Annotated in this window: 19 protein-coding genes; 12 read left to right on the top strand and 7 right to left on the bottom strand. The window is 46.9% G+C overall.

Going from position 1 to position 23,044, the window contains the following annotated elements:
* Positions 1-13 precede the first annotated feature (13 nt).
* The gene (locus tag AC1DE7_RS24860; protein ID WP_477534596.1) at positions 14-124 is read left to right on the top strand and encodes a hypothetical protein; all 111 of its coding nucleotides are present in this window, start codon (positions 14-16) and stop codon (positions 122-124) included.
* A gap of 310 nt (positions 125-434) precedes the next feature.
* Here the strand turns inward: AC1DE7_RS24860 and AC1DE7_RS24855 are convergent, their stop codons facing one another.
* Entirely contained in the window at positions 435-1,007 is a 573-nt protein-coding gene (locus AC1DE7_RS24855) for a TetR/AcrR family transcriptional regulator (RefSeq protein ID WP_340388728.1), read from the bottom strand.
* Positions 1,004-1,735 (bottom strand): MBL fold metallo-hydrolase, encoded by a 732-nt coding sequence (locus tag AC1DE7_RS24850; RefSeq protein ID WP_477535371.1) that lies wholly within the window; start codon positions 1,733-1,735, stop codon positions 1,004-1,006. The genes AC1DE7_RS24855 and AC1DE7_RS24850 overlap by 4 nt, the downstream gene beginning before the upstream one ends.
* Positions 1,736-2,165: 430 nt before the next feature.
* On the opposite strand from AC1DE7_RS24850, the gene AC1DE7_RS24845 reads away from it, so the two are divergent.
* Together AC1DE7_RS24845 and AC1DE7_RS24840 are read left to right on the top strand one after the other, a co-directional pair.
* Complete coding sequence (locus tag AC1DE7_RS24845) at positions 2,166-2,630, top strand: Rrf2 family transcriptional regulator (protein WP_338707648.1); 465 nt, start codon at positions 2,166-2,168, stop codon at positions 2,628-2,630.
* 262 nt (positions 2,631-2,892) lie between these two features.
* Entirely contained in the window at positions 2,893-3,519 is a 627-nt protein-coding gene (locus AC1DE7_RS24840) for a nitroreductase family protein (protein ID WP_036607468.1), read from the top strand.
* Between the two features lie 184 nt (positions 3,520-3,703).
* Here the strand turns inward: AC1DE7_RS24840 and AC1DE7_RS24835 are convergent, their stop codons facing one another.
* Both AC1DE7_RS24835 and AC1DE7_RS24830 read right to left on the bottom strand, forming a co-directional pair.
* Complete coding sequence (locus tag AC1DE7_RS24835; RefSeq protein WP_076254458.1) at positions 3,704-4,387, bottom strand: S-layer homology domain-containing protein; 684 nt, start codon at positions 4,385-4,387, stop codon at positions 3,704-3,706.
* A gap of 144 nt (positions 4,388-4,531) precedes the next feature.
* Positions 4,532-5,392 (bottom strand): AraC family transcriptional regulator, encoded by an 861-nt coding sequence (locus AC1DE7_RS24830; protein ID WP_315372615.1) that lies wholly within the window; start codon positions 5,390-5,392, stop codon positions 4,532-4,534.
* Positions 5,393-5,627: 235 nt separating this feature from the next.
* On the opposite strand from AC1DE7_RS24830, the gene AC1DE7_RS24825 reads away from it, so the two are divergent.
* The 6 genes from AC1DE7_RS24825 to AC1DE7_RS24800 all read left to right on the top strand — a co-directional run bounded on the left by AC1DE7_RS24825 (position 5,628) and on the right by AC1DE7_RS24800 (position 12,693).
* Positions 5,628-6,683 carry a lactonase family protein gene (locus tag AC1DE7_RS24825; RefSeq protein ID WP_477535370.1) on the top strand — a complete coding sequence of 352 codons (1,056 nt, stop codon included), beginning with the start codon at positions 5,628-5,630 and terminating at the stop codon, positions 6,681-6,683.
* 308 nt (positions 6,684-6,991) lie between these two features.
* On the top strand, positions 6,992-8,869 hold the full coding sequence (locus AC1DE7_RS24820) for a rhamnogalacturonan lyase (RefSeq protein ID WP_477535369.1): 1,878 nt from the start codon (positions 6,992-6,994) through the stop codon (positions 8,867-8,869).
* A 481-nt stretch (positions 8,870-9,350) separates the two neighbouring features.
* Positions 9,351-10,430 (top strand): sulfate ABC transporter substrate-binding protein, encoded by a 1,080-nt coding sequence (locus AC1DE7_RS24815; RefSeq protein WP_036607530.1) that lies wholly within the window; start codon positions 9,351-9,353, stop codon positions 10,428-10,430.
* Between the two features lie 87 nt (positions 10,431-10,517).
* Positions 10,518-11,354 carry a sulfate ABC transporter permease subunit CysT gene (gene cysT, locus AC1DE7_RS24810; protein WP_127547780.1) on the top strand — a complete coding sequence of 279 codons (837 nt, stop codon included), beginning with the start codon at positions 10,518-10,520 and terminating at the stop codon, positions 11,352-11,354.
* A 67-nt stretch (positions 11,355-11,421) separates the two neighbouring features.
* The gene (gene cysW, locus AC1DE7_RS24805) at positions 11,422-12,297 is read left to right on the top strand and encodes a sulfate ABC transporter permease subunit CysW (RefSeq protein WP_192135517.1); all 876 of its coding nucleotides are present in this window, start codon (positions 11,422-11,424) and stop codon (positions 12,295-12,297) included.
* A gap of 156 nt (positions 12,298-12,453) precedes the next feature.
* Positions 12,454-12,693 carry a YezD family protein gene (locus AC1DE7_RS24800; protein WP_036607453.1) on the top strand — a complete coding sequence of 80 codons (240 nt, stop codon included), beginning with the start codon at positions 12,454-12,456 and terminating at the stop codon, positions 12,691-12,693.
* Positions 12,694-12,783: 90 nt separating this feature from the next.
* Here the strand turns inward: AC1DE7_RS24800 and AC1DE7_RS24795 are convergent, their stop codons facing one another.
* Together AC1DE7_RS24795 and AC1DE7_RS24790 are read right to left on the bottom strand one after the other, a co-directional pair.
* Positions 12,784-14,424, bottom strand: a complete 1,641-nt coding sequence (locus AC1DE7_RS24795; protein WP_477535368.1) for an extracellular solute-binding protein — start codon at positions 14,422-14,424, stop codon at positions 12,784-12,786.
* Positions 14,425-14,712: 288 nt separating this feature from the next.
* Positions 14,713-17,034 carry a helix-turn-helix domain-containing protein gene (locus AC1DE7_RS24790; RefSeq protein WP_477535367.1) on the bottom strand — a complete coding sequence of 774 codons (2,322 nt, stop codon included), beginning with the start codon at positions 17,032-17,034 and terminating at the stop codon, positions 14,713-14,715.
* A gap of 364 nt (positions 17,035-17,398) precedes the next feature.
* Between AC1DE7_RS24790 and AC1DE7_RS24785 the strand changes: the two genes are divergently transcribed.
* Entirely contained in the window at positions 17,399-20,110 is a 2,712-nt protein-coding gene (locus tag AC1DE7_RS24785) for an S-layer homology domain-containing protein (RefSeq protein ID WP_477535375.1), read from the top strand.
* 509 nt (positions 20,111-20,619) lie between these two features.
* Here AC1DE7_RS24785 and AC1DE7_RS24780 read toward each other — a convergent pair.
* On the bottom strand, positions 20,620-21,507 hold the full coding sequence (locus tag AC1DE7_RS24780; RefSeq protein WP_477535366.1) for a hypothetical protein: 888 nt from the start codon (positions 21,505-21,507) through the stop codon (positions 20,620-20,622).
* Between the two features lie 243 nt (positions 21,508-21,750).
* On the opposite strand from AC1DE7_RS24780, the gene AC1DE7_RS24775 reads away from it, so the two are divergent.
* Complete coding sequence (locus AC1DE7_RS24775; RefSeq protein WP_477535365.1) at positions 21,751-22,515, top strand: imm11 family protein; 765 nt, start codon at positions 21,751-21,753, stop codon at positions 22,513-22,515.
* A 38-nt stretch (positions 22,516-22,553) separates the two neighbouring features.
* Positions 22,554-22,967, top strand: a complete 414-nt coding sequence (locus AC1DE7_RS24770; RefSeq protein ID WP_047840325.1) for a GNAT family N-acetyltransferase — start codon at positions 22,554-22,556, stop codon at positions 22,965-22,967.
* Positions 22,968-23,044: the final 77 nt, after the last annotated feature.

Raw genomic sequence — 23,044 nt, 5'->3', positions numbered from 1 at the left:
GGCTTATACTGCCATCTACCAGTACATCGAGTTCTATTACAACCGCAAGCGAATGCATGGCGCGCTAGGGTATCTTTCTCCTGCTCGTTTTGCGATGCAATTTACGGACAAATCCGTAGCGTAGTGTCTACTTTTTTGACATAGGTCCAACAGACACGTTAAATGACGGAATATACTCATTATTTCTGTCCCGCAGCCAGTTTTCTGCGAAATAGGACGTGTGGAGTTCGTTAAAATTGTAAAGAAAGAAATTATAAAGAACACAAGCGGATGAAAGATGAATTCAAAGTGGATGTTAATTTGTTAAAAGTCATTGGCGCAACTATAACATTATTACTGTCAAAATCTATCTATGGGATGTACCCAGTACAAGGCAATGAAAAAGGACTGCAGATCCTCTGCAGTCCTTTTTCATGATGCAATGCGTGGCTTAACTAGTCCTGGTGAAGATGTCGGAGTCCGTGCAGGAAGGCGGATACGGTCAGACGCAGACTTTCGTCCGGATCAAAGTCCATGCCGAAGCCGCCCTGTGCCTCAATGGAGGCAAATCCATGGCAGAGGCTGCGCAAACCACGAACGGCGTGCAATGCTTCCGCTTCGGTGAGCGGGTAGGGCTGCAAGCTGTGCAGCAGCAACTCCAGCGTGGCTGTGCTGGCCGCGGCGAGCTGTGGCTCCTCGCGGTCCGGGGCATGAAATGAGGCTTCGTAGAGCCCGGGGTGCTCGCGAACGAAGCCAATGTATGCCGCAGCGATGGCCTGAATGGCATCATCGCCAGTGTGGTCAGCGATAGCCGCGGTTAATGCGCGGCTAAGCTGTTGTACGGACATCAGCGCCATTTCCTGGCGAAGCCCGGGAAGTCCGCTGATGTGGTTGTAGAGCGACGGCGAGCGCACATCCAGCCGCTGTGCCAACGCGGCCAGTGTCAGCGCCTGAAAGCCGTCGCTGTCAGCAAGCTGGGTGGCGGCGCTGAGCAGAGCGCCGCGATCCAGCCCTTGCCGGGGGCTCATAGTTGCCCCCCGGCAAGATCAAACCGCTGCTGTGCATCAGCGGTTGCCGCGCGCATGGCGGCCGCGGGCTGGCGCATCATCCGTCCGTGGCCTACAGCCAGCACGGACGGTTCCAGCTCCGCCAGGCGCTTCGCGCTGGCCAGAGCCGCTTCGCGGTTCCACGTCGCCAGCGCTGGGAACGGGAAGAGCGGGCGCACGCGGCCGGATACGGCAAGGCCGCCTTGCAGCTGGTACGCGTCGCCAGCGATGAGAACGCGGCTGCGCGTATCCATGAAGGACATATGCCCCGGCGTATGTCCTGGTGAGGCAACGGCGACCAGTGAACCAATCTGGTCACCGTCATCCAGCAAGTGGTTTGGCTGGGTGTGCACCGCTTTGGGCTTAGGCACGCCGCCGCGTACCGGGGTTTGTGGCTCACCGGGAAGAAGGGAAGTATCACCCGCCAATAGCCGGGCATCCCGTCTGGAGATGAAGACCTCGGCTTGAGGCAGTGCCTCTTTGAGACGATCCAATGCACCAATATGGTCGCTATGCGCGTGAGTCAGAATGATCTTGGTAATGGGCTTTCCAAGGGACTGGGCAGTTGCCAAAATCCCCTTAAGACTGACCTGTATTCCGGCATCAATCAGGGTTAAACCATCTTCCTCTTCAACCAGGTATACGTTCACAGGGAAGAGTCTTGGGAAAAACGTAACTTGAACGACATCAAATTCTCGGGTAATACGCATCGTTAAACCCTCCTTAAAACTAATGGTATTAGTATAATAACTAATGGGATTAGTTTTAGCAATACCTGTTGTTTAATTTATTCAAATAAAAAAAATTTAAAATAATGATGCACTTTACAAAAAAAGCGTTTTCAAATTGGAGATTACCGATTATAATAATCACGTAAGCCCTTTCATATGTCTATCTTATTGGAGCCCTTCGCGTAGCGAAAGGCTCACTTTTTTGTCTTTTTTGGATTGAAATGAAGACAGGATGTTCATCCTAGCTTAATTATGTTGATGAGCTGTAAGTATTGGTATAACAGGAAAAATCACGTTTGATCTCCATGCTGGGTGAAAGTTGACAAACATAACTGTTATTCATATAATGACAGTTATACTTACCTTGAGTTGGAGTTCATCGGTGTTGTAAGCCGGGAAGGAGTAAGTTATGAACAGCGAATTTACCATAGCGGTGCATTGTCTTGTTTTTCTGTCGATGAGAGATGAGTGTATGGCCAATAGTGAAGATTTGTCCCAGAGTGTGGGTACACACCCGGCCAGAGTCCGTAAGGTACTTAGTGTTCTGCGCAAGCATGGTTACCTGACGACCAAGGAAGGTGCTCATGGTGGGTACTTGCTTAGCCGTCCGAGTGAAGAGATCAAGCTTGGAGAATTGTACAGACTGGTAGCTGGTGGTTCACTCGGTCCCAGCTGGTGCTCAGGGGAGTCCGGTTCATCATGCGTGGTATCTTCCAATATGCAGGATGTGATGGGGAACATTTATAATGGTGGCGAAGAGGCGCTCAGCGCTTATTTTGATCGTATATCCATTCAGGATGTGAAAGAACGCATAGGTCATGGGGAAGCGATAACCCTGTCGCTGAATGGATTGCCTGCAAAGGAGAAGTCCTGACGGAGTCCACAACGAATGGTCCTTCATGACATGGCCTTGGTTTAGTCAGGCATGGTGGACAAGTTACGGCATGGGCGTATGCTCCGGTGAAAGATCCATTGATGTTCTCAAGCGATTCCGGGCATAACCTGAACACAGATGAGGAGAGATCGTCTGCGCTGATGTTATTTTCGGAAGGAAAATCCCTGGTAGAGTAAACTTCGAGATCACCTTGCGAAAGTAAAAGAAGTATAAACAAACTAGATTCTGGGGAGTGGAACACATGTCAGGCATTGAAAAAAATGAAACACTTCGCGTTATTAGCGAACGCCATGCTGTCAAAAAGTACGAAAAAGGGTTTGAATTGCCTGAAGCTGATCTCAATGCGATTCTGACAGCAGCTGCGGAAGCACCATCTTCATGGAACCTGCAACACTGGAGATTCCTCGTGATTGAATCCGAAGCAGACAAAGCGAAATTGCTGCCAGTTGCTTACGGTCAAAGTCAGATCGTGGAAAGTTCGGTTACGATTGCTGTTCTTGGAGATTTGGAAGCAAACCGTAACACCGTAATCTACGATCAAGCTGTTGAAGCAGGCGCACTGACTGCTGAGGTTCGTGACGCATTGGTTGGACAGATCAACGGTGCTTACCAAAGCCCGCAAATCGCTCGCGATGAAGCGATCCGCAATGCATCTTTTGCTTCCCAAAATATTATGATTGCTGCACGCTCCCTGGGTTACGATACATGTCCAATCGGTGGATATAATCCACAAAAACTGATGGAAACATTCAACATTCCTGCACGATTTGTGCCAACGTTGTTGATTACTGTAGGTAAAGCTGCACAGCCAGCTCGCCCGTCAGGACGTTTACCGTTGTCTGAGGTAGTTGTTAAAGGTTCTTTCTAAGTTAGAAAGTTAAATCTGATGATTGCATCAGTGATATAGGTATAATACAAACGGCCGCACTTTCCTGTTGAGGGAAGGTGCGGCTGTTTGGCATATTGGGGTTGTATGGAAAAGCCCACTCACGGTGACTCCAATCGAGCGGGTTCACCACTCAAGTGAGTTCTTAGCTTCCACAATGAAATGATTACTTCTCAGGTGTTTCCGGGATTTGTGGTGCATGGAACGATTCCATGTACTCGATTGCGTTATACATCATCACTGCTGCTTCGGCGCGAGTAATCGTTTGTTTGGGATTGAAGTTTCCGTCGGCATCCAGTTCATTGATTTTAAGAACGAGTGAACGCTGAATGGCACCTTGATACTCTGGCGTAAGTTCCTTTTCGTCGGTAATGTCCACAGGTTTGATATTAATCATCGGCAGACCGCCTTTGGCCTCGATGCCTTGCATCAGGAACAGTGTGAATTGTTCACGAGTAAGCGGTTTGGACGGATCGATATTCTGTGACATCTGAATGCCATTATATTGTGCGCGGATAAATGCATCACTGTACCATACGCCATCTTTTACAGCAGAGAAGTAGTCACTTGGTACCGGCATTTTGATAAAACGAATCGTGTCCAGATTCAGATTCAGGCCGTCCGCAATCAGTTGAATGCCCTGAGCGGTATTTAACTCCAGTTCAGGTTTGAACAAGCTGTCACTCACACCTTTGATGAATCCATCTTTATGGAGAGATTCGATTTTGTCTGCTCCTGCGATACCTTGAATATCCGTGAATTGGGCCTGCGCAGCGTTGATCGGGCCTGCACTTAGAGACAGCGTGAGCAGAGCTCCCGCAGTTAATGTAGCAAGTATATTTTTTTTCATGATAGGTTCGCCTCACTTTTCCAGGGATGATCCCTTTATATAAAAGTTATTTGCCCTATAGACGACCCTTCTGTTCAAAAGGTTGCTGGAATTTTCCAACTGAATTCATAATCATTCAGATAGGGCTAAGTGAAGGCACTGCCTCTAACCTTTGGATTTATTTCGATAATCCGTGGGTGAACGTCCCATCATTTTGCTGAACAGACGGGAGAAGTAGTACGGGTCTTTGAATCCAAGCTCGGAGCTGATCTGCTTCACGGTCCAATCGGTAAAATCCAGATAGCGGCAGGAATGCTGAATCTTCAGCCGCAGGAAATAATCGATGGGCGAATGCCCTGTAGCTTGCTTGAATAACTGAGAGTAATGAGGGACAGACAACCGCGCGTGAGCCGCCAGTTCCTTGAGGGTGATTCCATTCTCCAGGTGCTCCAACATATATTGGACGGATTGTTCGGCCGCACGTTTGCTGCTCACGATCCCACCATCTGTTCCTGTCGTCTCCGGTCCATAAGCGAGCATGCCCAGCATATAACCGATAATCTGGGAGGCATATGTCATCGTCTGCATGGAGTAACCCGTCTCTAACGCGCCGTAACATTCATGGAACAGCTCAAGCCATTTCTGAGCCTTGGCCGGTGGCATGGTAGTAATATGATGAGTTAACAAGGGTTCTATGTAGGATAAAGCGTGTTTCCCGCGCAGATGAATCCAGAAGATGCTCCAAGGTTCAGCTGCGTTGGCACCATACACATGAGGGACATGTGCAGGTAATATAACAAGGTTTCCCGGGCTGACATCATAAGTCTTGCTGCCATCCATCGTATACCAGCCTGTGCCTTGGGCACAGTACATCAGAATGTGTGATTCACAACCATCGGGACGGTCACGGTAATGATGCTCCGCTTCGTGAAAGTAACCGATATCGGTAACATATAATCCGGACGTGACCGGATAAGCTGCGGTTTCTTGCAGCAGGGAGTCTGGCAGCACAATGAGTTTTTGCATACGAAATCCGTCAGATTTACGCTGTAGGGGTGGTCTGTTGTTAGGTCTCATACTTTGTATTATGGTGAGAGGCGATAAGGGAGTCAATGCCAGATATGAGAGCGCTCACCGGATTTGTTCTCGATTTAGAAAGCCACGTTACAGGAAGTGAAGCAGTTGCCCGTGAATTGGGTAAGTACATACCAGTGGGAAGAATCAGAACAGTGAATATATAGGATAAGGGAGAGATTTAGATATGGAACCAGTCAAAAAACAGGAAACGCTTTTCTATACAGGTACGTATGCGTCAGCGGATGAACCCGGAATATTCCTATGTGCGTTGAATGCGGATACAGGAGAGATGCGAATCGTGAATCACATGGATGGTGTGGATAATCCGTCTTATCTGGCGCTAAGCCCGAATGGAAACTGTCTGTATGTGGCGAGTGAGACGGACGAGGGAGAGGTGTTGGTCTATCGGAGAGATGCGGCAACAAGTGAGCTGCACCTGATGGATCGAAAACAGACCAGAGGGGCTTCTCCATGTTATGTGTCTATCTCCAAGGATGGTCAGTGGGTGTTCTCATCCAACTATAGCAGCGGCAGTGTCAATGTATTCCCGGTTGGCGATCAGGGGACGCTTGGTGAGATGAGTGCATGGGTGGAGCACACGGGAAGTGGAATCAACGAAGAACGCCAGGAAGGGCCGCATGCACACTCCATTCAACCCGATCCGTCCGGGCAGTATGCTGTCGTATGTGACCTCGGTCTGGATCAGATCATTGTGTATCGGTTGGAAGAGGGACGTCTGGTTACCCATCGTGAGATGGATCAGCCACCAGGCGCAGGGCCAAGGCATCTTGTGTTCCATCCCAACTCGAAGTGGGCTTATGTGATCAACGAATTGGACAATACGGTTACGGCATTCCTGTACGATGAGCGCAGAGGGGAGTTCACTACGGTGCAGCACATTTCCACACTTCCAGAAGGGCATAAAGGAGAGGGTACGGCTGCAGACATCCGTGTATCTCCATGTGGACGTTTCCTGTATGCATCCAATCGGGGAGATGACAGCATCGTACTTTATCATATTGATCAGGAGAGCGGTAAGTTGGAAGCTGTAGAGTGGACGTCCACGATTGGGCAGACACCGCGTAACTTTAATATTTTGCCAGGTGGGATTCTGGTCGTGGCGAATCAGGACAGCAATAACCTCGTAGGTTTCCAGATCAGTGAAGAAGACGGACGCCTGACGCATAACGGGTTCAAGCTGGAACTGCCTCGTCCGGTATGTATTGCGCCTGTGGTATAAAAGTTGTCTATAAGCTGTGAAATCATGGAGAAACACATGGTTTTACAGCTTTTTTTAGTCTTTTTATGAGAACATGGGAATCGCCTCATATCCGTGAGTTAGTTGATTGCGATTCCAGTCGAATGGGCAACGGCTAACCGAAGGAGAAATCCTTTGGTTGTTTTCATGTACCACCATCCAATTACTAAATTAGACCTATAGATGGAATTATATGTTTAATTTAAAATGAATATATTAAAGCGCTTACATAAAAAGATGGCGCTACAAGGGCATCGGGCTTACCAAACCAATTGGGGAGGCAATTGTTTATGGGGAATCGATCATCATTGTGGAAGCGCACATTACGTACAGCCGGAGTATCACTGCTAAGTTCCGCGTTACTGGTTACTTCGCTTGGCCTTGGCAGCACGGCGGTAACACATGCAGCGGGAGCAAGGCAGATGGAATATCTGGATCGCGGTGTGGTGGCTGTGAAGACCGGGACAGGTGTGTTTGTCAGTTGGCGGCTTCTGGGAACGGAAGGATCGAATGTATCGTTTAACGTCTATCGGGATGGAACCAAGGTGAACCCTACGCCCATAACAAACAGCACCAACCTTCAGGATGCAAGCGGGACAAGCAGTTCCAAATATACGGTTCGCGCTGTCGTCAGTGGAACGGAGCAGGCTGCTTCAGCGGCAGCGAGCGTGTGGGGCAACAACTATCTGTCTGTTCCTCTTAGTGTACCCGCAGGTGGGACAACGCCCGATGGAGTAGCCTACACCTACAGTGCCAATGATGCCAGTGCAGGTGACCTGGATGGTGATGGTGAGTATGAATTGATTGTGAAGTGGGACCCTTCCAACTCCAAGGATAACTCCCAGAGTGGTTATACCGGGGAAGTGTTTATCGATGCCTACAAATTAAACGGAACACGCCTCTGGCGGATTAGTCTGGGCAAAAATATCCGAGCGGGTGCTCACTACACCCAGTTCATGGTGTACGATCTCGACGGTGATGGCAAAGCCGAAGTTGCGATGAAAACAGCCGATGGCACCAAGGATGGCACTGGCGTGGTCATCGGGGATGCAAGCAAGGATTACCGTAATTCTAGCGGTTATGTGTTGTCTGGTCCCGAATTCCTGACGGTTTTCAATGGACAGACTGGCAAAGCACTCTCCACGGTGAACTACGAACCGGCTCGTGGCAATGTATCCAGTTGGGGAGATAACTACGGCAATCGGGTGGACCGATTCCTTGCCGCCATTGCTTATCTGGATGGAGAGCGCCCAAGTCTGGTCATGGCGCGTGGGTACTACACCCGCACAGTGCTCGTGGCTTATAACTGGCGGAATGGACAGCTGACCAAACAATGGACATTTGATTCCAATACCTCCGGTAACTCGGGTTATGCCGGGCAGGGCAATCATAATCTGAGTGTGGCGGACGTAGATGGAGATGGGAAAGACGAGATCGTTTATGGTGCCATGGCAGTAGATGACAACGGCAAAGGATTGTACACAACAAGGCTTCATCATGGCGATGCCATGCATTTGAGTGACCTCGACCCGGACCGCCCTGGACTTGAGGTATTTCAGGTCCATGAGACACCATCCAATGCTGGAGTGGAGTTCCGGGATGCAGGTACAGGCCAGTTAATCTGGGGAGTCAAAACAACAAAGGATATTGGACGCGGCATGGCGGCAGATATTGATCCAAGATATAAAGGCGCTGAAGTATGGGCAGACGGCAGTCTGTATACAGCCAAAGGGCAGAAACTCGGGACAACCCTGCCGTCCTCCACGAATTTTGGTATCTGGTGGGATGGGGATCTGCTCCGTGAACTGCTGGACAGCAACCGAATCGATAAGTGGAACTATGCTAACAGCACAACGATGAACCTGCTCACCGCTTCCGGCGTATCTTCCAATAACGGAACCAAGTCTACGCCGAATCTGCAGGCCGATCTGTTCGGGGACTGGAGAGAGGAAGTGGTATGGCGGACGAATGACAGTTCAGCACTGCGGATCTATACCACAACAGCAGTTACGGACAAACGCATCTATACGCTGATGCATGATCCAGTGTACCGTCTTGGCGTCGCTTGGCAAAATGTAGCCTACAACCAACCGCCACACACCGGTTTTTATCTGGGAGAAGGCATGAGCACACCACCGGTACCCAATATCCGGTATGCGGGCAGATGAGGATTGGACAAGGTGTGGCCGTCCAATTCCGTTTATGTTTACAATAGCCAGCGAAGTATGGGATTCGCTGAAGGGAACAACGGACAATGGTTCGTTGTTCCTCTTTTTTTTGCCAATAGCCCAGAAATACGGTAAAAATCGGAAAAAACGTTTGACAGGTATATAGACTGCCTTTATTATACGTATATAACTTACTAAACAGGTAGGAATAATAAAAATGAATCTGTTTTCATTGTGAAAACAGTCATTTTACAGACCGATGCAACCATGCAACCTGAACAGAATAACGTTCTCACCGTATAGACGGAGGAACACCGTAGCGCATCCTTTTCAGATGGAGCATGCACGGCTTTAAGCCGGCATGACTTTATGGGGAGAAGTGCGCGGGGGTTCCTCCGTCTTCTTGTTTTTTACGGGGCGTTTGATCCTGTTCAGCCGGCCTGAGGTAGTCATGCAGATCTATATCGGGGGAGTGTTATTTATGAAAAAGAGAATTCACAAGGGTATTTTGGTTGGTCTGGCACTGGTATTAACAGGAGTTCTGGCAGCATGCGGATCGGATAGCGGCGGGTCCAGTGCGGCAGGAACATCGGGGGGAGCGGAAGGCGGCACAGAAGGGGCTAAGGCCATCGAGCTGCTGAATGTTTCCTATGATCCAACGCGGGAACTCTATGAACAATATAACAAAGCGTTTGCGGCGCATTGGTTGAAAGAGAAGGGCCAGGAAGTAACCATCAAGCAATCCCATGGGGGATCGGGCAAACAGAGTCGTTCTGTTATTGACGGACTGGATGCAGACGTGGTGACGCTGGCATTGGGATACGATATTGATGCGATTGAAGATAAAGGTCTGATTAATGAAGGCTGGCAGGATAAATACGAGCATAACAGCTCTCCGTATACCTCTACGATTGTCTTCCTTGTACGTAAGGGTAATCCAAAGGGCATCAAGGACTGGGATGATCTGATCAAAGGGGATACGCAAGTCATCACCCCAAATCCTAAAACGTCCGGCGGGGCGCGTTGGAATTACTTGGCGGCATGGGGATATGCCCTTAAGCATAATAACAATGATGAAGAGAAGGCGAAGGAATTTGTTGGTGAATTGTTCAAACATGCGCCTGTGCTGGATTCGGGTGCTCGCGGATCTACAACGACGTTTGTTGAACGTGGCATTGGTGATGTGCTGCTTGCCTGGGAGAATGAAGCTTTTTTATCGGTAAAAGAGCTGGGTCCGGACAAATTCGACATTGTCGTGCCTTCGGTTAGTATCTTGGCAGAGCCGCCCGTTGCGATTGTGGACAAAAATGCAGACAAAAAAGGAAGCCGCGACGTGGCGGATGCCTATCTGAAATATTTGTACAGTGAAGAAGGACAGACGATTGCTGCTGAAAATTATTACCGCCCAACGCTGGACAGCGTGGAGGAAAAATTCAAAGATCAGTTCCCGGCGCTTGAGCTGTTCACGTTGAAAGATGTATTCGGCACATGGCGGGATACTCAGGCCAAACATTTTAATGACGGTGGTATCTTCGACCAGATCTATGTTCCAGGCAGCTAAGGTTGCTCTGTTCAATGAACACCTGATCAATCGCGCTGTGAGCGGCCAACCAGCCTTACCGGCTGAAGGCAGAGAGGATGAACGTGCATGAGCAAGGTGGTTGTGGCGCGGAGACGCACATTGCCGGGATTTGGATTAACGATGGGTTACAGTGTGTTCTACCTGAGCCTGGTTGTACTTATTCCACTGGCTGCGCTGTTATTTAACTCCACAGGGCTGACGTGGGCAACCATGATTGAGGTTGCGACCAATCCCAGGGTGCTGGCTTCCTTCCAGGTCAGCTTCCTGACCGCAGGTGCAGCGGCGCTGATTGATCTCGTGCTGGGGTTACTCCTGGCATGGGTGCTTGTTCGGTATGAATTTCCGGGCAAAAGGTTGTTTGATGCGGTCATTGATCTGCCTTTTGCCTTGCCGACAGCGGTAGCAGGGGTTGCTCTTACGGCGATCTATGCCGGCAATGGCTGGATTGGGCAGTTTGTAGAACCTTTGGGCATCAAGCTCGCCTATTCACAGGCCGGGATTACGCTGGCGCTGATGTTTATCGGAATTCCATTTGTAGTTCGCACGGTGCAACCGGTGCTGGAGGAGCTGGAAGCTGAGGTGGAAGAGGCGGCTGCTACACTGGGGGCAGGAAGATGGCGGATATTCCGCACGATTCTGTTGCCAGATCTGATTCCACCGCTGCTGACGGGTTTTGCTCTGGCATTTGCCCGAGGCATTGGCGAATATGGCTCGGTTGTATTTATCTCAGGCAATATGCCGATGAAAACGGAGATTGCTCCCTTACTGATCATGGCCAAGCTGGAGCAGTTCGATTATGCAGGCGCTACAGCTGTAGCTTTGCTGCTTCTTCTAGTTTCTTTCATCCTGCTGCTGATCATTAATTCCTTGCAGCGTTGGAGCCGAAAGGCGGGCAGAGCATGACAATGAAGCATGGTGGAATAAGGATATTAAAAGACGTCACTCACCCAAACCAAAGGAGGTGCAGCATATGGCGGGTTCTGTTCCACTGAGCCCTGTTCCACCCGTTAAGACCAGCCGTGGAACTAACCGTGCAACAACGGAAGCTCCCTGGGTCAAATGGTTGTTGATTGGACTGGCAAGCCTGGTACTCATATGGCTGCTTATTTTGCCACTGGCCATTGTGCTCATGGAGGCGTTGAAGCAGGGCTGGGGTGTGTACATCGCGGCTCTTACCGAGCCGGATGCCATGTCTGCACTGAAACTCACGTTATTGGTTGCGGCGATTACCGTACCGCTGAATACGATATTTGGTGTGGCCGCTGCATGGGTCATTACCAAGTTCCAGTTCAAGGGTAAGGGACTCATGATCACCCTGATTGATCTTCCTTTTTCAATTTCGCCTGTGGTGGGCGGGTTGATTTTTGTATTGGTCTTTGGTTCGAATGGGTGGTTAGGGCCGTGGCTGTCCGAGCATGATATTAAAATCATTTTTGCGTTGCCAGGCATTGTCATTGCAACGCTGTTTATTACCTTTCCTTTTGTAGCGAGAGAACTGATTCCGCTGATGGAGGACCAGGGAACCCGGGAAGAGGAAGCGGCGGTTACACTGGGTGCTTCCGGGTGGCGAATCTTCTGGAGTGTAACCTTGCCCAACATCAAATGGGGACTGCTGTACGGTATTATTCTGTGTAATGCCCGCGCTATGGGCGAGTTCGGAGCCGTATCTGTGGTGTCCGGGCATATTCGCGGAGAGACCAATACGTTACCACTTCATGTCGAAATTTTATATAATGAATATCAATTTTCGGCTTCGTTTGCCGTAGCTTCCCTGCTCCTGATTCTGGCTCTTGCCACGTTGCTGCTCAAGAGCTGGCTTGGACACAAAGCCGTTTCAGAAAAGTGATTATGAGAAGAAGAAAATACAGATTGACAGCTACTGGAAGCCCTGCTAATGTATAAACCAAGTATATAGGTTGGATAAGAATGATTTATAAATCCGTTGGATGACAGCGTACTTAGGAATATGGCGGGCAATAGCCCGAGAAGAGGAGGCGGCTCTATGGCTAAGCCGTTAAAAGTGGATGAGGTATGGTTGGACCGAATTGCCGGACAGCTGAATGACATGGAGTTTGGTTCATTGCATATCGTGGTGCACGAAGGTCAGATTGTGCAGATGGAGCGGACCGAACGTAAGCGTTTTGAAAACACGCCCTCAGGCAGCGCCTCCAAATCTGGAAGCACGGCACGAAGCAGTTCAGCCCGTTCACTACGCGGATCAAATGCGAGTGCGAAGGGATAGAGAGTGACGTGAGGGAAGCGAAGATAGGTGCATAGGAACACATGTAAAATCCAGAAACTCATGGGAAATGCATGTTCCAAACCCTCCTACCTATTGGGCACGACTTGTCTCCATATGCTCCTTATACCAATGATTCGCTTCAAGCAGCACCTGTTGCCCACCTGCATCCATGAATTCTTCCACAAAGGTATCGAAATACCCCACAGGCTGATCGCCAGTGATGATGGAGATGTACGCTCTGTCTCTCATGCGAATCAATTCAGATGAATATTGAATCAGGGCAGGGGTTGCAACCTCCAGGCGATTATAGATACCATTCTCCGTCAACCCTGCAGATGCAGCCCACTGTTCACGTTTATCCGAGGGTGTACCTGGAACCGTCATGCCGATACTTGAGCCGATCATATTAATATAATTCTCCATTCTGTTGTATGGGTAAAGTAAATGGAACGAGCTTGAATCTTCAGCGCTCCAATTCCAGTGTTTTCCTGGAAGGCCATACTCCATTTTGATCTGCTCCTCCGGATCGGGGTTGGCACTTACATAATCGAGTATCTCCAAAATTTTCTCCAGTTTTCCCGGCTCCTTTGTAGCCTCAGCACCTATAGCAATAAAATTCATCAGCAGATTGTTCCCTTTTGAACCGCTATGTCCTTCAGGACCAATAACAGGAGAACCAAATACAACCTCTGCAGTTGCGTTCTTCTGTAGTAGCTCACTGACATTGAACGAGGCTCCCACAGGGGTTTCTTGGCCATTTTCATTAAGGACACTATAGTCTCCCTCTTGATTCCAATGATAATAGTTGCCCATCGAGGTCATCCCAATTTTTCCATTAATAAAAGCATGGGATAGATGTTTATAGCCACCTTTGTTTTCACCGGTTATGAACTCAGGGTCGATAATCCCGTCCCGATACCACTTTTGCATATAAGTCAGGGCTTTTTTCATCTCAGGCTCCAAAGCACCGATCACGAGTTGGTTGTTTTTTTCATTAAAATACAGTTGCTCGGTGAAAACGGACTGTCCAAAAGCGCCAAACACAACATTTAAGCCCTCTCTGGAAAGGCCATACGTATCCTGTTTACCATTCCCGTCCGGATCATCTTTGGCAAAAGCATACATAACCGTTTCAAATTCATCTAATGTTTTTGGCACCTCCAGACCAAGCTGCTTAAGCCAGTCCTCTCGGTATACAACAGGGGTTCGATAGATGTTGGTCTGATTGATGGCCGGAATTCCATATAAGCCACCGTTTATTTTTCCATACTCTAGGTAACGTGAATCATAATCGCGAATTCGCTGTACGATATTTGGCGCATATTGTTCAAGGACTTCCGGGGAGATTTCCGCTAAGACCCCTTGCATTTGATACTTAAGCAGATCATGCGGTTGTCTGATTCGGAACAGATCGGGTATTTTCCCTTGAGCAAGCTCTAGGTCCAGCAGTTCCTCGTACCGCTTGTTCTCAAGATTCCACACCTTCAGATCGACATCAAACCTATCCTCAATATATGCAATCATCTCCGCGTCTTCAGGAACAGGGATATTTTGATGCATGGTCCAGGATATCGTGTACTGCGGTGCTGTATCCTTCTCAGCGCTTGCTAGATGGTCTCGCTGTTGCACTTGTGATCCTTCCCTGTTTAGAAAGGTACAACCGCTCATCAATCCTATAAGAATAGATGTAGCAATCAATAGACATAGCGTTCTTAAATGGTTGATGTTCATAGCAGCTCCTTTACTAATTTTAAATTCTATATAGCTTCAATTTAACATTTACACAATAACGGAGAGGACAGAAAGAACCTGAAGAAGCGAAGCTACAAGTTTTCTGTAAGAAAACTACTTCGAAAGCATACGCTACGCCTAAAAGCTTTCTGAAAGAAAGCTGCATCGGAAGCATACGCTATTCCCGGATATCCCCTTTTAGAAAAGGGATCGAAGAAATCTGGGAATAACAGCGATCGGAAGGTTGTTCTGTCATCGGAGTGTCCGTGTAAATATTCCTAATTGATCCTATATAGACCCCTGTTCCATTAGACTGCGCATGAAGTTTTTTGGTGTACAGCCGTGGATTTCTTTGAACTTTTTAATGAAATAAGCTGGGGTACGGTAACCAACCGTACTTGCGACCTGCTCAACCGTAATTTCGCGTTGTGTCATCAGTTCCCGTGCGCGTTCCATTCTCTGATTCGTAACATATTCGGAATAAACAATCCCGGTTTCTTCCTTGAAAAGTTTACTCAGATATTTAGGGCTGATGAATACTTGCTCTGAGACATGATCCAGCGTGAGATCGCCTGATAAGTGCTCGTGAATATAGGCTTTGACAGCCGAGATGGTATCCACACTTCGTACCTCGCTTCGCTTCTCCATCTGCATCACAAATTCGGTCACGAGATGAATCATCCATTCCGAGTATCGGTTGATATTGTAGAACAATGAAAATTGCTTGTACATATTCAATGAACTCGCCTCGGTGGGTTGCAGGCGCACCTGATTAATACACTCAGCGTAAATAGATACCGTTTTTAATAAGATGATCCGACTGTATTCGGCTGAATAGGGGCCTTCTTTTATTGTCGCGACCAATTCCTGAATGGCCTGAACCGTACCTTGCACATCCCGAGTCTGCAATTTCTTTTCAAAGTTTACGAGGTATGACTCCGGGATCTCCAGACTGCTGGCTTCCCTGTTCAGAAGATCAAGATCCTGAATGGCAGACTGCTCGGGAAAGAAGTAGCTGTATCGAATCAGGGTATTCGCCTGATGATAGCTTGTGTGAATCTTCGTGAAGTGCTCTACCCATCCGCCTAACGATAGTACAAATTCCAGACCAAATCTGCTGCTCGCCTCAGCGTGAATAAAGTCTACAATGTGATCAGAGAGCGGTTCTTCGGGTTGGTTGGTACAGATGATTACTGCTATTTTGTGATCCTGCAATTCCTCTGCCAGCAGTTGAGTTCCATCCATTTCTGCGATCTCCAGTTGCTGGATCATCGTATACAACGTATGCTGCAACTGTCGTGGCTGCAGATCCTTCCACTTCTCATTAACAGGGTCAATGACGATGCAACGGAAGCGAGAGTAGGCCATTGAAATGTGAATAGACTGGAGCTGTTCCGTAAGTTCCTCGGGTGTAAATCGGTTATTTAACATATTGAGCATGATACTATGCTTAATCATTCTGTGATTGGCCTGTAAAGTTTCTTCAAGACTATCAACTTTATTGGACAGACTGTTAAACGTTGTATCGATGAACCGATATTCGTCCTGCTTTAAGCTGGTTGGGCTATCCATCCGGCTCTTGATGTTATTCATGATTCGTTTAAGAGGACTATAGTTGGCCCTGGTAAAGATGGACGACATCGCTATTCCAACCGCAACAGCCAATAAACCGAGAAGAACCGAAATCTCCTTCAAGCTATCCAATTTATAATAGAAGCTTTCATTAGGTGTGGTTGTGTAGATTCTCCATGCATTTCCTTTAAATTGATCTTGGGTAACGACATGAGAGTCATAGTTAAATACAGGTGTGAAGCTCTCATCTGAAGTATGAAAGGTGAGCAGCGACTGCGTCAGATTCTCCTCCGTGGAGCTACCTATCAACGTTTTGTCCGCGGCAGATATGACGGTTCCGTCCTGATCGATGATTAATGTATTTGCATAGTCAGCAGGGAGCATATTTTTAATGATCTGACTGATCGCTGATTCTTTGATATCAATCGCAATCATGGCCTTACTGTCTTGTCCAGACGATTGAAACGGGTAACTATGGACATAGGAAATTAGAGGACTCATCTTGCTTTGTTCCCGTGATTCGATATAGACATCCTGAGGCACCATGCGAGTCTTCATCCATAAGGAGCTTTCTGGAGTCTCTTTCATCGCAGCAATCCAATCCGTCGTATGATCCACACTCGAAGGCGTGTCCTCATAGAGCAATAGCCCATATACAGATGAGACGATGAAGTTGTTCTTCGTATCGTACACATGAATAGCTTCAATGAGATCGGAGTAATTTTGCACCATATTTTTGAGGGACTGTTCGATGTCCAGGATTTTGCTATGGTTTCCTTTTAAGCTATCTAAATCGATACTAGCGGCGTTACCGAGTGCCAGGGACAGATAGACCTGATTCACCTTCTGGATAACGGAGCTCTCAATATAATTGACAGTGCTTTTCAGTGACAGCTGATTATTGATTCGAATCTCTTTGCTGTATTGATGGGAGAAGAAGAGGTATAGAATGGAGCCGAAAAGAAGTGCAATGACAAGAACAACAGCAAGGTAGGAAAGAACCATCTTGGATCTTACAGTTTGAAATGGCTTATGCATTCTTTTTCCCCCTTCATGTCTCTTTTCTAAACAACTTCATCATTATATAGCAGGCCGAGGACTAGAAATCATGTTGATCGAAATTTAACAAACTCCCACTCCATAATTTACTTTCAGTTAATAAAGCGTTTACAAAAGTAGGTATTTTAATTGATAAATGTAGTATCTAGCTCCATTTTTCTTGGCATATAAGCTCCGGAACGTACGATTTTGATATAAAACGGAATTTGTTCTATAGATGCGAAACGCTCCCTAATGCTACAGTAACGGCAGATCAGACATCTGTATAGAGTCTTTCTTACTCATTTGCAGATGCAGAAGCAAAAAAATAATTTACCATAACGGGAGCGTGTATTTGCAAGCCATGAGAAAACCACTTAAAAAGTCACTGGCATTACTTCTAATGTTGTCTATGGTAGGTCCGACATTTGCAGAGAAAAGTTTTGCAGCCGATCAGAAGATTCAGTTCTCTGATATTAAGGGACACTGGGCGGAAGCAAATATTCAAGCATGGGGTGATGAAGGATTAATTCGAGGTTACCTGGATCATTCATTTAAACCGAATACGTATATTACAAGAGCAGAATTTATGAATTTGGTAAACGGTGCTTTTGGATATTCCGGACAAGCTAAAATTACCTTTAATGATGTGTCTGAGAGTGCATGGTATTACGAAGCAATTTCTATTGCAAATGCGAATGGATATATAGATGGATACACCGATGGCACAATGAAGCCGCAAGATCCGATCACCCGTCAAGAAGCAGCTAAAGTGATCGCTGGCATTTTGAATCTGGAGTTAACTGAAACAGCAGCGAATGTATTTAGCGATTCATCGTCTATAGCGGCGTGGGGCAAGGGAGCTGTAGGTGGAGCGGTAGTAGCGAAAATTATCACCGGATATGCAGATGGAACCTTCAAACCGCTTAATTCCATTACTCGTGCCGAAGCGGTGTCTGCGCTCGTTAAAGCTGTGGAAACAGATGCTACTACAGCTACCAAACCAGCTAAGCCAAAAGGAACGGCAACCGTTCTGAATGTTAATCCCCCAGCAGATGAAGCTCGGTTATCCGCCGTGAAGCACGGAGCCAATGCCGGGGACGACACCTTGAAAAATATTGCGGAAACCAATCCGTTTATTGATATTTTAGACGGTTTTGATCAAGTATGGTCCATGAACCTAGCGGATTGGAGAGATGGAACAGCGGCAACTAAAATTGGAGCTGACGGGAAAAATGCAAAGTATGGAGATGGACCGACTCCATATTATGACGGCTTTAAGAATGATCCAACCGTAGCTGTTGCTGATCAGAAAACATATGCAAATGAAGAGATCCGAAACAAAGCGACTTGGGAAGCCAATATCAAATATGTAGAAAAGGTCACGCAAAATCGCACAGGTGAAGAGACATTGGCAGCCTATTATGATGACCAAAGAGATAAGATCTATAGCGTGATGGAGGGCTTTGGTCCGTTGGCTAACACGTATGTAGATATCATCAAGCCAAAGACAAACGTTGAACGAACGGTGGACGAGATGAATGTGGTATTGACCGAAGAAACAGTGGAAGATGAAAGCCAAGGCATTGGAGATTGGGAAGCAAAGACGGAACTTGCAGACTTGGTTCATTTAGTTGATCTGGTTCGATTTAAAATTCCTGCCTCATCTAATCCCTCTAAATATTTCTACTCTTCCCCTAGACCGTGGAGAATGAATTCCAATGGAGAAGTGAAAGAAGTTGTTGACAGCAAAGGACTGCCTGTATGGGAAACCTTGGGCGAAGGTGAGAAAAAAGAAGTACCTTTGGCTTCAGGCGGCACCAAATCAACAGGAGAAAAACATTACCAGCAATACGAAACTAACGTTAAGCTTATTCCTGCGTTAACTTATGTCAAACGAATCGCTGAGGATGGAAGAGGGAAAGATGGCGCATTTCCGAGCGGACATACCAGTGCAGCGTACTTATCCGTATTTCCTTTGGCATACGCTACACCAGAACGATTCACTGAATTGTTAACGAGAGCAGCTCAGTTGGGCGAGAATCGAATCGTAACGGGGATGCACTCTCCGCTTGATGTTATCGGAGGAAGAATACAATCCACAGCCATGGCTGCATATGCACTTAATAAGGCTGAGAATAAAGATGTGTTAGAGAAAGGTTATGAGAATGCAGGAGAAGTATTTGGAGCTGCAGCCAAGGAAAAAAATATGAGTCTGTATGAGTATGCACACACCGTAACTGAGGATTACACGTTCAAGAGTGCTTACGATGAACACAAATGGGAAGATCATGATGCCAATAAAGCCTTCTATAGAGAAAAGATGACTTACGGTCTACCACAAACCGGAACCAAAGGTTTGGCTCCAGTTGTACCGCAAGGAGCAGAAGCCCTGTTAGAAACACGTCAACCGTATTTAACAGATGAGCAACGCAGACAAGTATTGTATACAACATCCATTGACTCTGGATATCCTGTACTGGATGAATCCAAGGGCTGGGGTAGAATTGATCTGGTCACGGCTGCGGATGGCTACGGCGCATTCTTGAACAATGTAACTGTGGATATGGACGCTTCCAAAGGGCGCTTCAATGCAGAAGATTGGTGGAGAAATGATATCACCGGTAGTGGAATGCTCACGAAAAAGGGGACAGGTACCCTTACATTGACAGGGAAAAATAGCTACACTGGCGGAACATTGCTGCAAGCAGGAACGCTGGTAGCTGAATCTGCAACTGCTTTTGGTACAGGTGATCTGTATGTAGAGAATGGAACAGTTGTCGTTGATGTCGACGGAGCACTCAACTTAAATAGGAACTTTACCATGGATAACGGTACGTTGGAATTGGTAGTGACTGACAACAACAGTCAGCTGAATGTCGGCAGAAAGCTCTATATTGATGGAGGAAGTCTCAAACTCGACTTGTCCAACTATAAGATTGAAGGTTCCAAAGATATTACGTTAATCACGGCTAATGGAATTACAGGTGAATTCGACAGTGTAACGGCAGATGGTTATGACGTGACTGTCACGTACGAAAAGGGCCGCGTCATTGCACATGTTGTAGCCAAATAAGTGAAGTAATTATCCATGATATAAAGTGAACTAAAGAATGTCACACATGCCACTTCGATGACAGAATAACTTTCGGATAATTTTTCGCAAGACAAGATTAGTAATATAGAAAAGGGCTGAAGCTACAATGTAGTTTCAGTCCTTTTTGCGTACTTGAAGAATTTAGAGCGTTATTTCAAAACCTACTGAAAGCCGAGACGCCCTGAACAGGTCCTGAGTAGGGAAGCATGCTGCATATACGATCTAGCGATCAGGACGTCGCAAAGGCGATTTTTCTATTTTCCTCTACCAATGAGAATTTTCGCTTCGTACGAGAGGGACACGAGGTTTCAATAGGAACAGCCAGACGGGAGTTCGATAATTTTGGGACACTGACATCCATCATCGTATAGCATGCCGAGTAAGGAGACACGACCTGATCGGTGAAAATCCAGCCGAGGGAGGGCCAAGTCTCGTATCATCGATGTGGGTATCTAAGTTTAATCATACGGAAGCGGCTGAATGGTAGGTTATTCGTCGGTGTTGGTACCAGATGTACGACGTGTATTTCCTTCCATCTCCGTAGAGACTTGCTTCGTTGGTTCCATATCCGTATGTCCTGCGTAGGGGCGATCACTTCGAGAGCGTGTCCCAGTCAACCCGAAACCCGAAGTGAATATAATCAGCTGTAGTCCCAGTGCGTAGGGCGCAGCAACAAGTCCAATCAGATGGAGCAAGGAGCATAGCGCGATCAGCAAGGAGAGCATTTTGGTTACTGTACGTGACCTATCCCGTCGTGGGCTGGCCCAGAGCAGGTAACCATATATTATGGTGATCATTATGGAAGTTGCGCGAATCCATGGCAAGATGCTGTCCCATGAGTCTACATGGACGTCCAACATCCGCTGACGAAATATCAGATCTGTAACTAGAAACCCTGTGGCTGCTAGTGCCAATGGTTCGGCTGCGGGCCGAAGGATGGCCCATACCACAGTGCCCCAATGATCTGCATGTGTATCCCGGCTGAGTTCATCCGATAATACGGTGCATTCCCGTTCCAGTGCTCTGTGCATCAGTCCGATTCTGGCAGGGTCATGATCCTTAATACAGTCACGGATCTGGTCCTGTAGCTGAGGAGATAGGTAAGATGCAGCTTTGCAGGCTAACATTGCTGTTATCAGATCGTCATGTTCGTGTTCCGATCGTTCATAATTCCGATTTTCCTGGATGGTAAGTTGTCCCAAGAGGGCTGTACTTATGTATAATGTATCTCGTATCCTTCTCATTCGCCTTTCGTGGCTGCGGCGAACTTCAGTGGCAGACCATATGTATATCCCCAGAAGCAAAGCCATGACTCCAAACAGCACAGCCACAGTGCCTGGGCGCGATGTTAGATCTTCAATCCAACGTTGAAACACACTTGTTCCTCCTTTGCACCAACTTCACGTATCATGAAACACGCTTCACGTAAGCTTTCTCTCACTATTACACAGGAAGTAGATGAATTCAAGCAGAAAGGGGCACAAAGTTAACCTTGGTAAAAATGGGGAATCTTACGCTCTCTGAGTTAAAGAATTGCTAATATTATATATAAAATTAAATATTAATGAAGAGGATGTGATTCTTTGAAGGTGTATGATTTGATAAACAACGATAACTGTATGGAATTGCAAATTCTAGATTGGGACCATGAGCTTGCTTCACGATTTAACGGAGAGTCTAAAAAGAAGAATTGGACTCTAACGAAAATTAAAACATTATATAAAAAGAAATATAACGATTTCCCTAGAATTATTATAGGCAAACCAGCTATGAATGCTAATGTCAAAAAGATGTTTGAGCCCTTTGTTTCCAATGAAGTAGAGTTCTTACCCTTAGCTCATGATGAACTTGATTTATATGTATTAAATGTTACGAATGTCCTTGATTGTGTCGATTGGGAACGTTCTGATGTACGAAGAAAAAGCGATGGATCTTGGGCTGGGTTTGATAAAGTAGTATTTGATTCATCTAAAATTCCTCATGGTACTTATATGTTCAAAATAAAAGAGACCGCTACCGTAGAAGTATACGTTACGGACTTGTTTAAAAAAGTTGTCGATGAACATAAATTCAAGGGCTTAAACTTTTCCGTGGTATATGACTCTGAATTTACCCAAGAGAAGGAAGAAGAACAACAGCGATTATATGATGCTGCACTTGAAGAAATTGAACTCAACAAAGGACAAGAATATTCCTATGACGATGCCCGTGAACTTGCAAATCAGGGAGAAACTATGTCCAGTGGTCCGTGGAAGATGCAATTGGATGATCAGGGACGATTGTGGCTAGGTCAGTTGCTTCAAGATTTGTCTTACCAGTGGCTTATGGCAGTATATATTCCGCCGGTATTGCTTTTGAAGTCTTGGCATGTGGTTGACAAATAAAAGAATAATTTATTCTTTGTTGGAAAGGGGCACAATTCATGGATCATGTGAGTATTGAACACACACCACCCGCAGCGGTGGAGTATCTTGCCTTACGGCAGATTGCCGGCCTTAGTGCAATGAGCAGGGAAGGGGCAGAGATTGGATTACGGAATAGCCTGTTTGCCGTATGTCTGCGTGAAGAGGATATGCTGATAGGCATGGGGCGAGTGATTGGAGATGGAGGTTGTTTCTTTCAGGTCGTCGATATTGCTGTACACCCGGATGTTCAAGGAATGGGGTATGGAAAACTGATCATGAGCGAGATTATGAATTATCTGCGTAAAGCAGTACCTGCCCGTGGTTTAGTCAGCCTGTTGGCGGATGTTCCGGCTGATCAACTTTATGCTCAATTTGGATTTGAATACACCAGCCCAAAATCGGAGGGTATGTGGTGGAGGCAGGGAGACTAGTGAACTAGTTAAATAACATACTCGGCGAGCCTTTGGATATCCAAAGGTTTTTTGCTTTACAACCATTTATTTACAGG

It is taken from the genome of Paenibacillus sp. 10L310 (genome assembly GCF_056395745.1).
This window is presented reverse-complemented; position numbering and strand designations above follow the sequence as displayed.

Bases quoted from the DNA above. Each gene is read 5' to 3' on its own strand.
- AC1DE7_RS24815 (WP_036607530.1), top strand. From the start codon at position 9,351: ATGAAAAAGAGAATTCACAAGGGTATTTTGGTTGGTCTGGCACTGGTA.
- AC1DE7_RS24790 (WP_477535367.1), bottom strand. From the start codon at position 17,034: ATGCATAAGCCATTTCAAACTGTAAGATCCAAGATGGTTCTTTCCTAC.
- AC1DE7_RS24840 (WP_036607468.1), top strand. From the start codon at position 2,893: ATGTCAGGCATTGAAAAAAATGAAACACTTCGCGTTATTAGCGAACGC.
- AC1DE7_RS24795 (WP_477535368.1), bottom strand. From the start codon at position 14,424: ATGAACATCAACCATTTAAGAACGCTATGTCTATTGATTGCTACATCT.
- AC1DE7_RS24785 (WP_477535375.1), top strand. From the start codon at position 17,399: ATGAGAAAACCACTTAAAAAGTCACTGGCATTACTTCTAATGTTGTCT.
- AC1DE7_RS24820 (WP_477535369.1), top strand. From the start codon at position 6,992: ATGGGGAATCGATCATCATTGTGGAAGCGCACATTACGTACAGCCGGA.
- AC1DE7_RS24825 (WP_477535370.1), top strand. From the start codon at position 5,628: ATGGAACCAGTCAAAAAACAGGAAACGCTTTTCTATACAGGTACGTAT.
- AC1DE7_RS24835 (WP_076254458.1), bottom strand. From the start codon at position 4,387: ATGAAAAAAAATATACTTGCTACATTAACTGCGGGAGCTCTGCTCACG.
- AC1DE7_RS24855 (WP_340388728.1), bottom strand. From the start codon at position 1,007: ATGAGCCCCCGGCAAGGGCTGGATCGCGGCGCTCTGCTCAGCGCCGCC.
- AC1DE7_RS24800 (WP_036607453.1), top strand. From the start codon at position 12,454: ATGGCTAAGCCGTTAAAAGTGGATGAGGTATGGTTGGACCGAATTGCC.
- AC1DE7_RS24770 (WP_047840325.1), top strand. From the start codon at position 22,554: ATGGATCATGTGAGTATTGAACACACACCACCCGCAGCGGTGGAGTAT.
- AC1DE7_RS24775 (WP_477535365.1), top strand. From the start codon at position 21,751: ATGGAATTGCAAATTCTAGATTGGGACCATGAGCTTGCTTCACGATTT.
- AC1DE7_RS24830 (WP_315372615.1), bottom strand. From the start codon at position 5,392: ATGCAAAAACTCATTGTGCTGCCAGACTCCCTGCTGCAAGAAACCGCA.
- AC1DE7_RS24845 (WP_338707648.1), top strand. From the start codon at position 2,166: ATGAACAGCGAATTTACCATAGCGGTGCATTGTCTTGTTTTTCTGTCG.
- AC1DE7_RS24850 (WP_477535371.1), bottom strand. From the start codon at position 1,735: ATGCGTATTACCCGAGAATTTGATGTCGTTCAAGTTACGTTTTTCCCA.
- cysT (WP_127547780.1), top strand. From the start codon at position 10,518: ATGAGCAAGGTGGTTGTGGCGCGGAGACGCACATTGCCGGGATTTGGA.
- cysW (WP_192135517.1), top strand. From the start codon at position 11,422: ATGGCGGGTTCTGTTCCACTGAGCCCTGTTCCACCCGTTAAGACCAGC.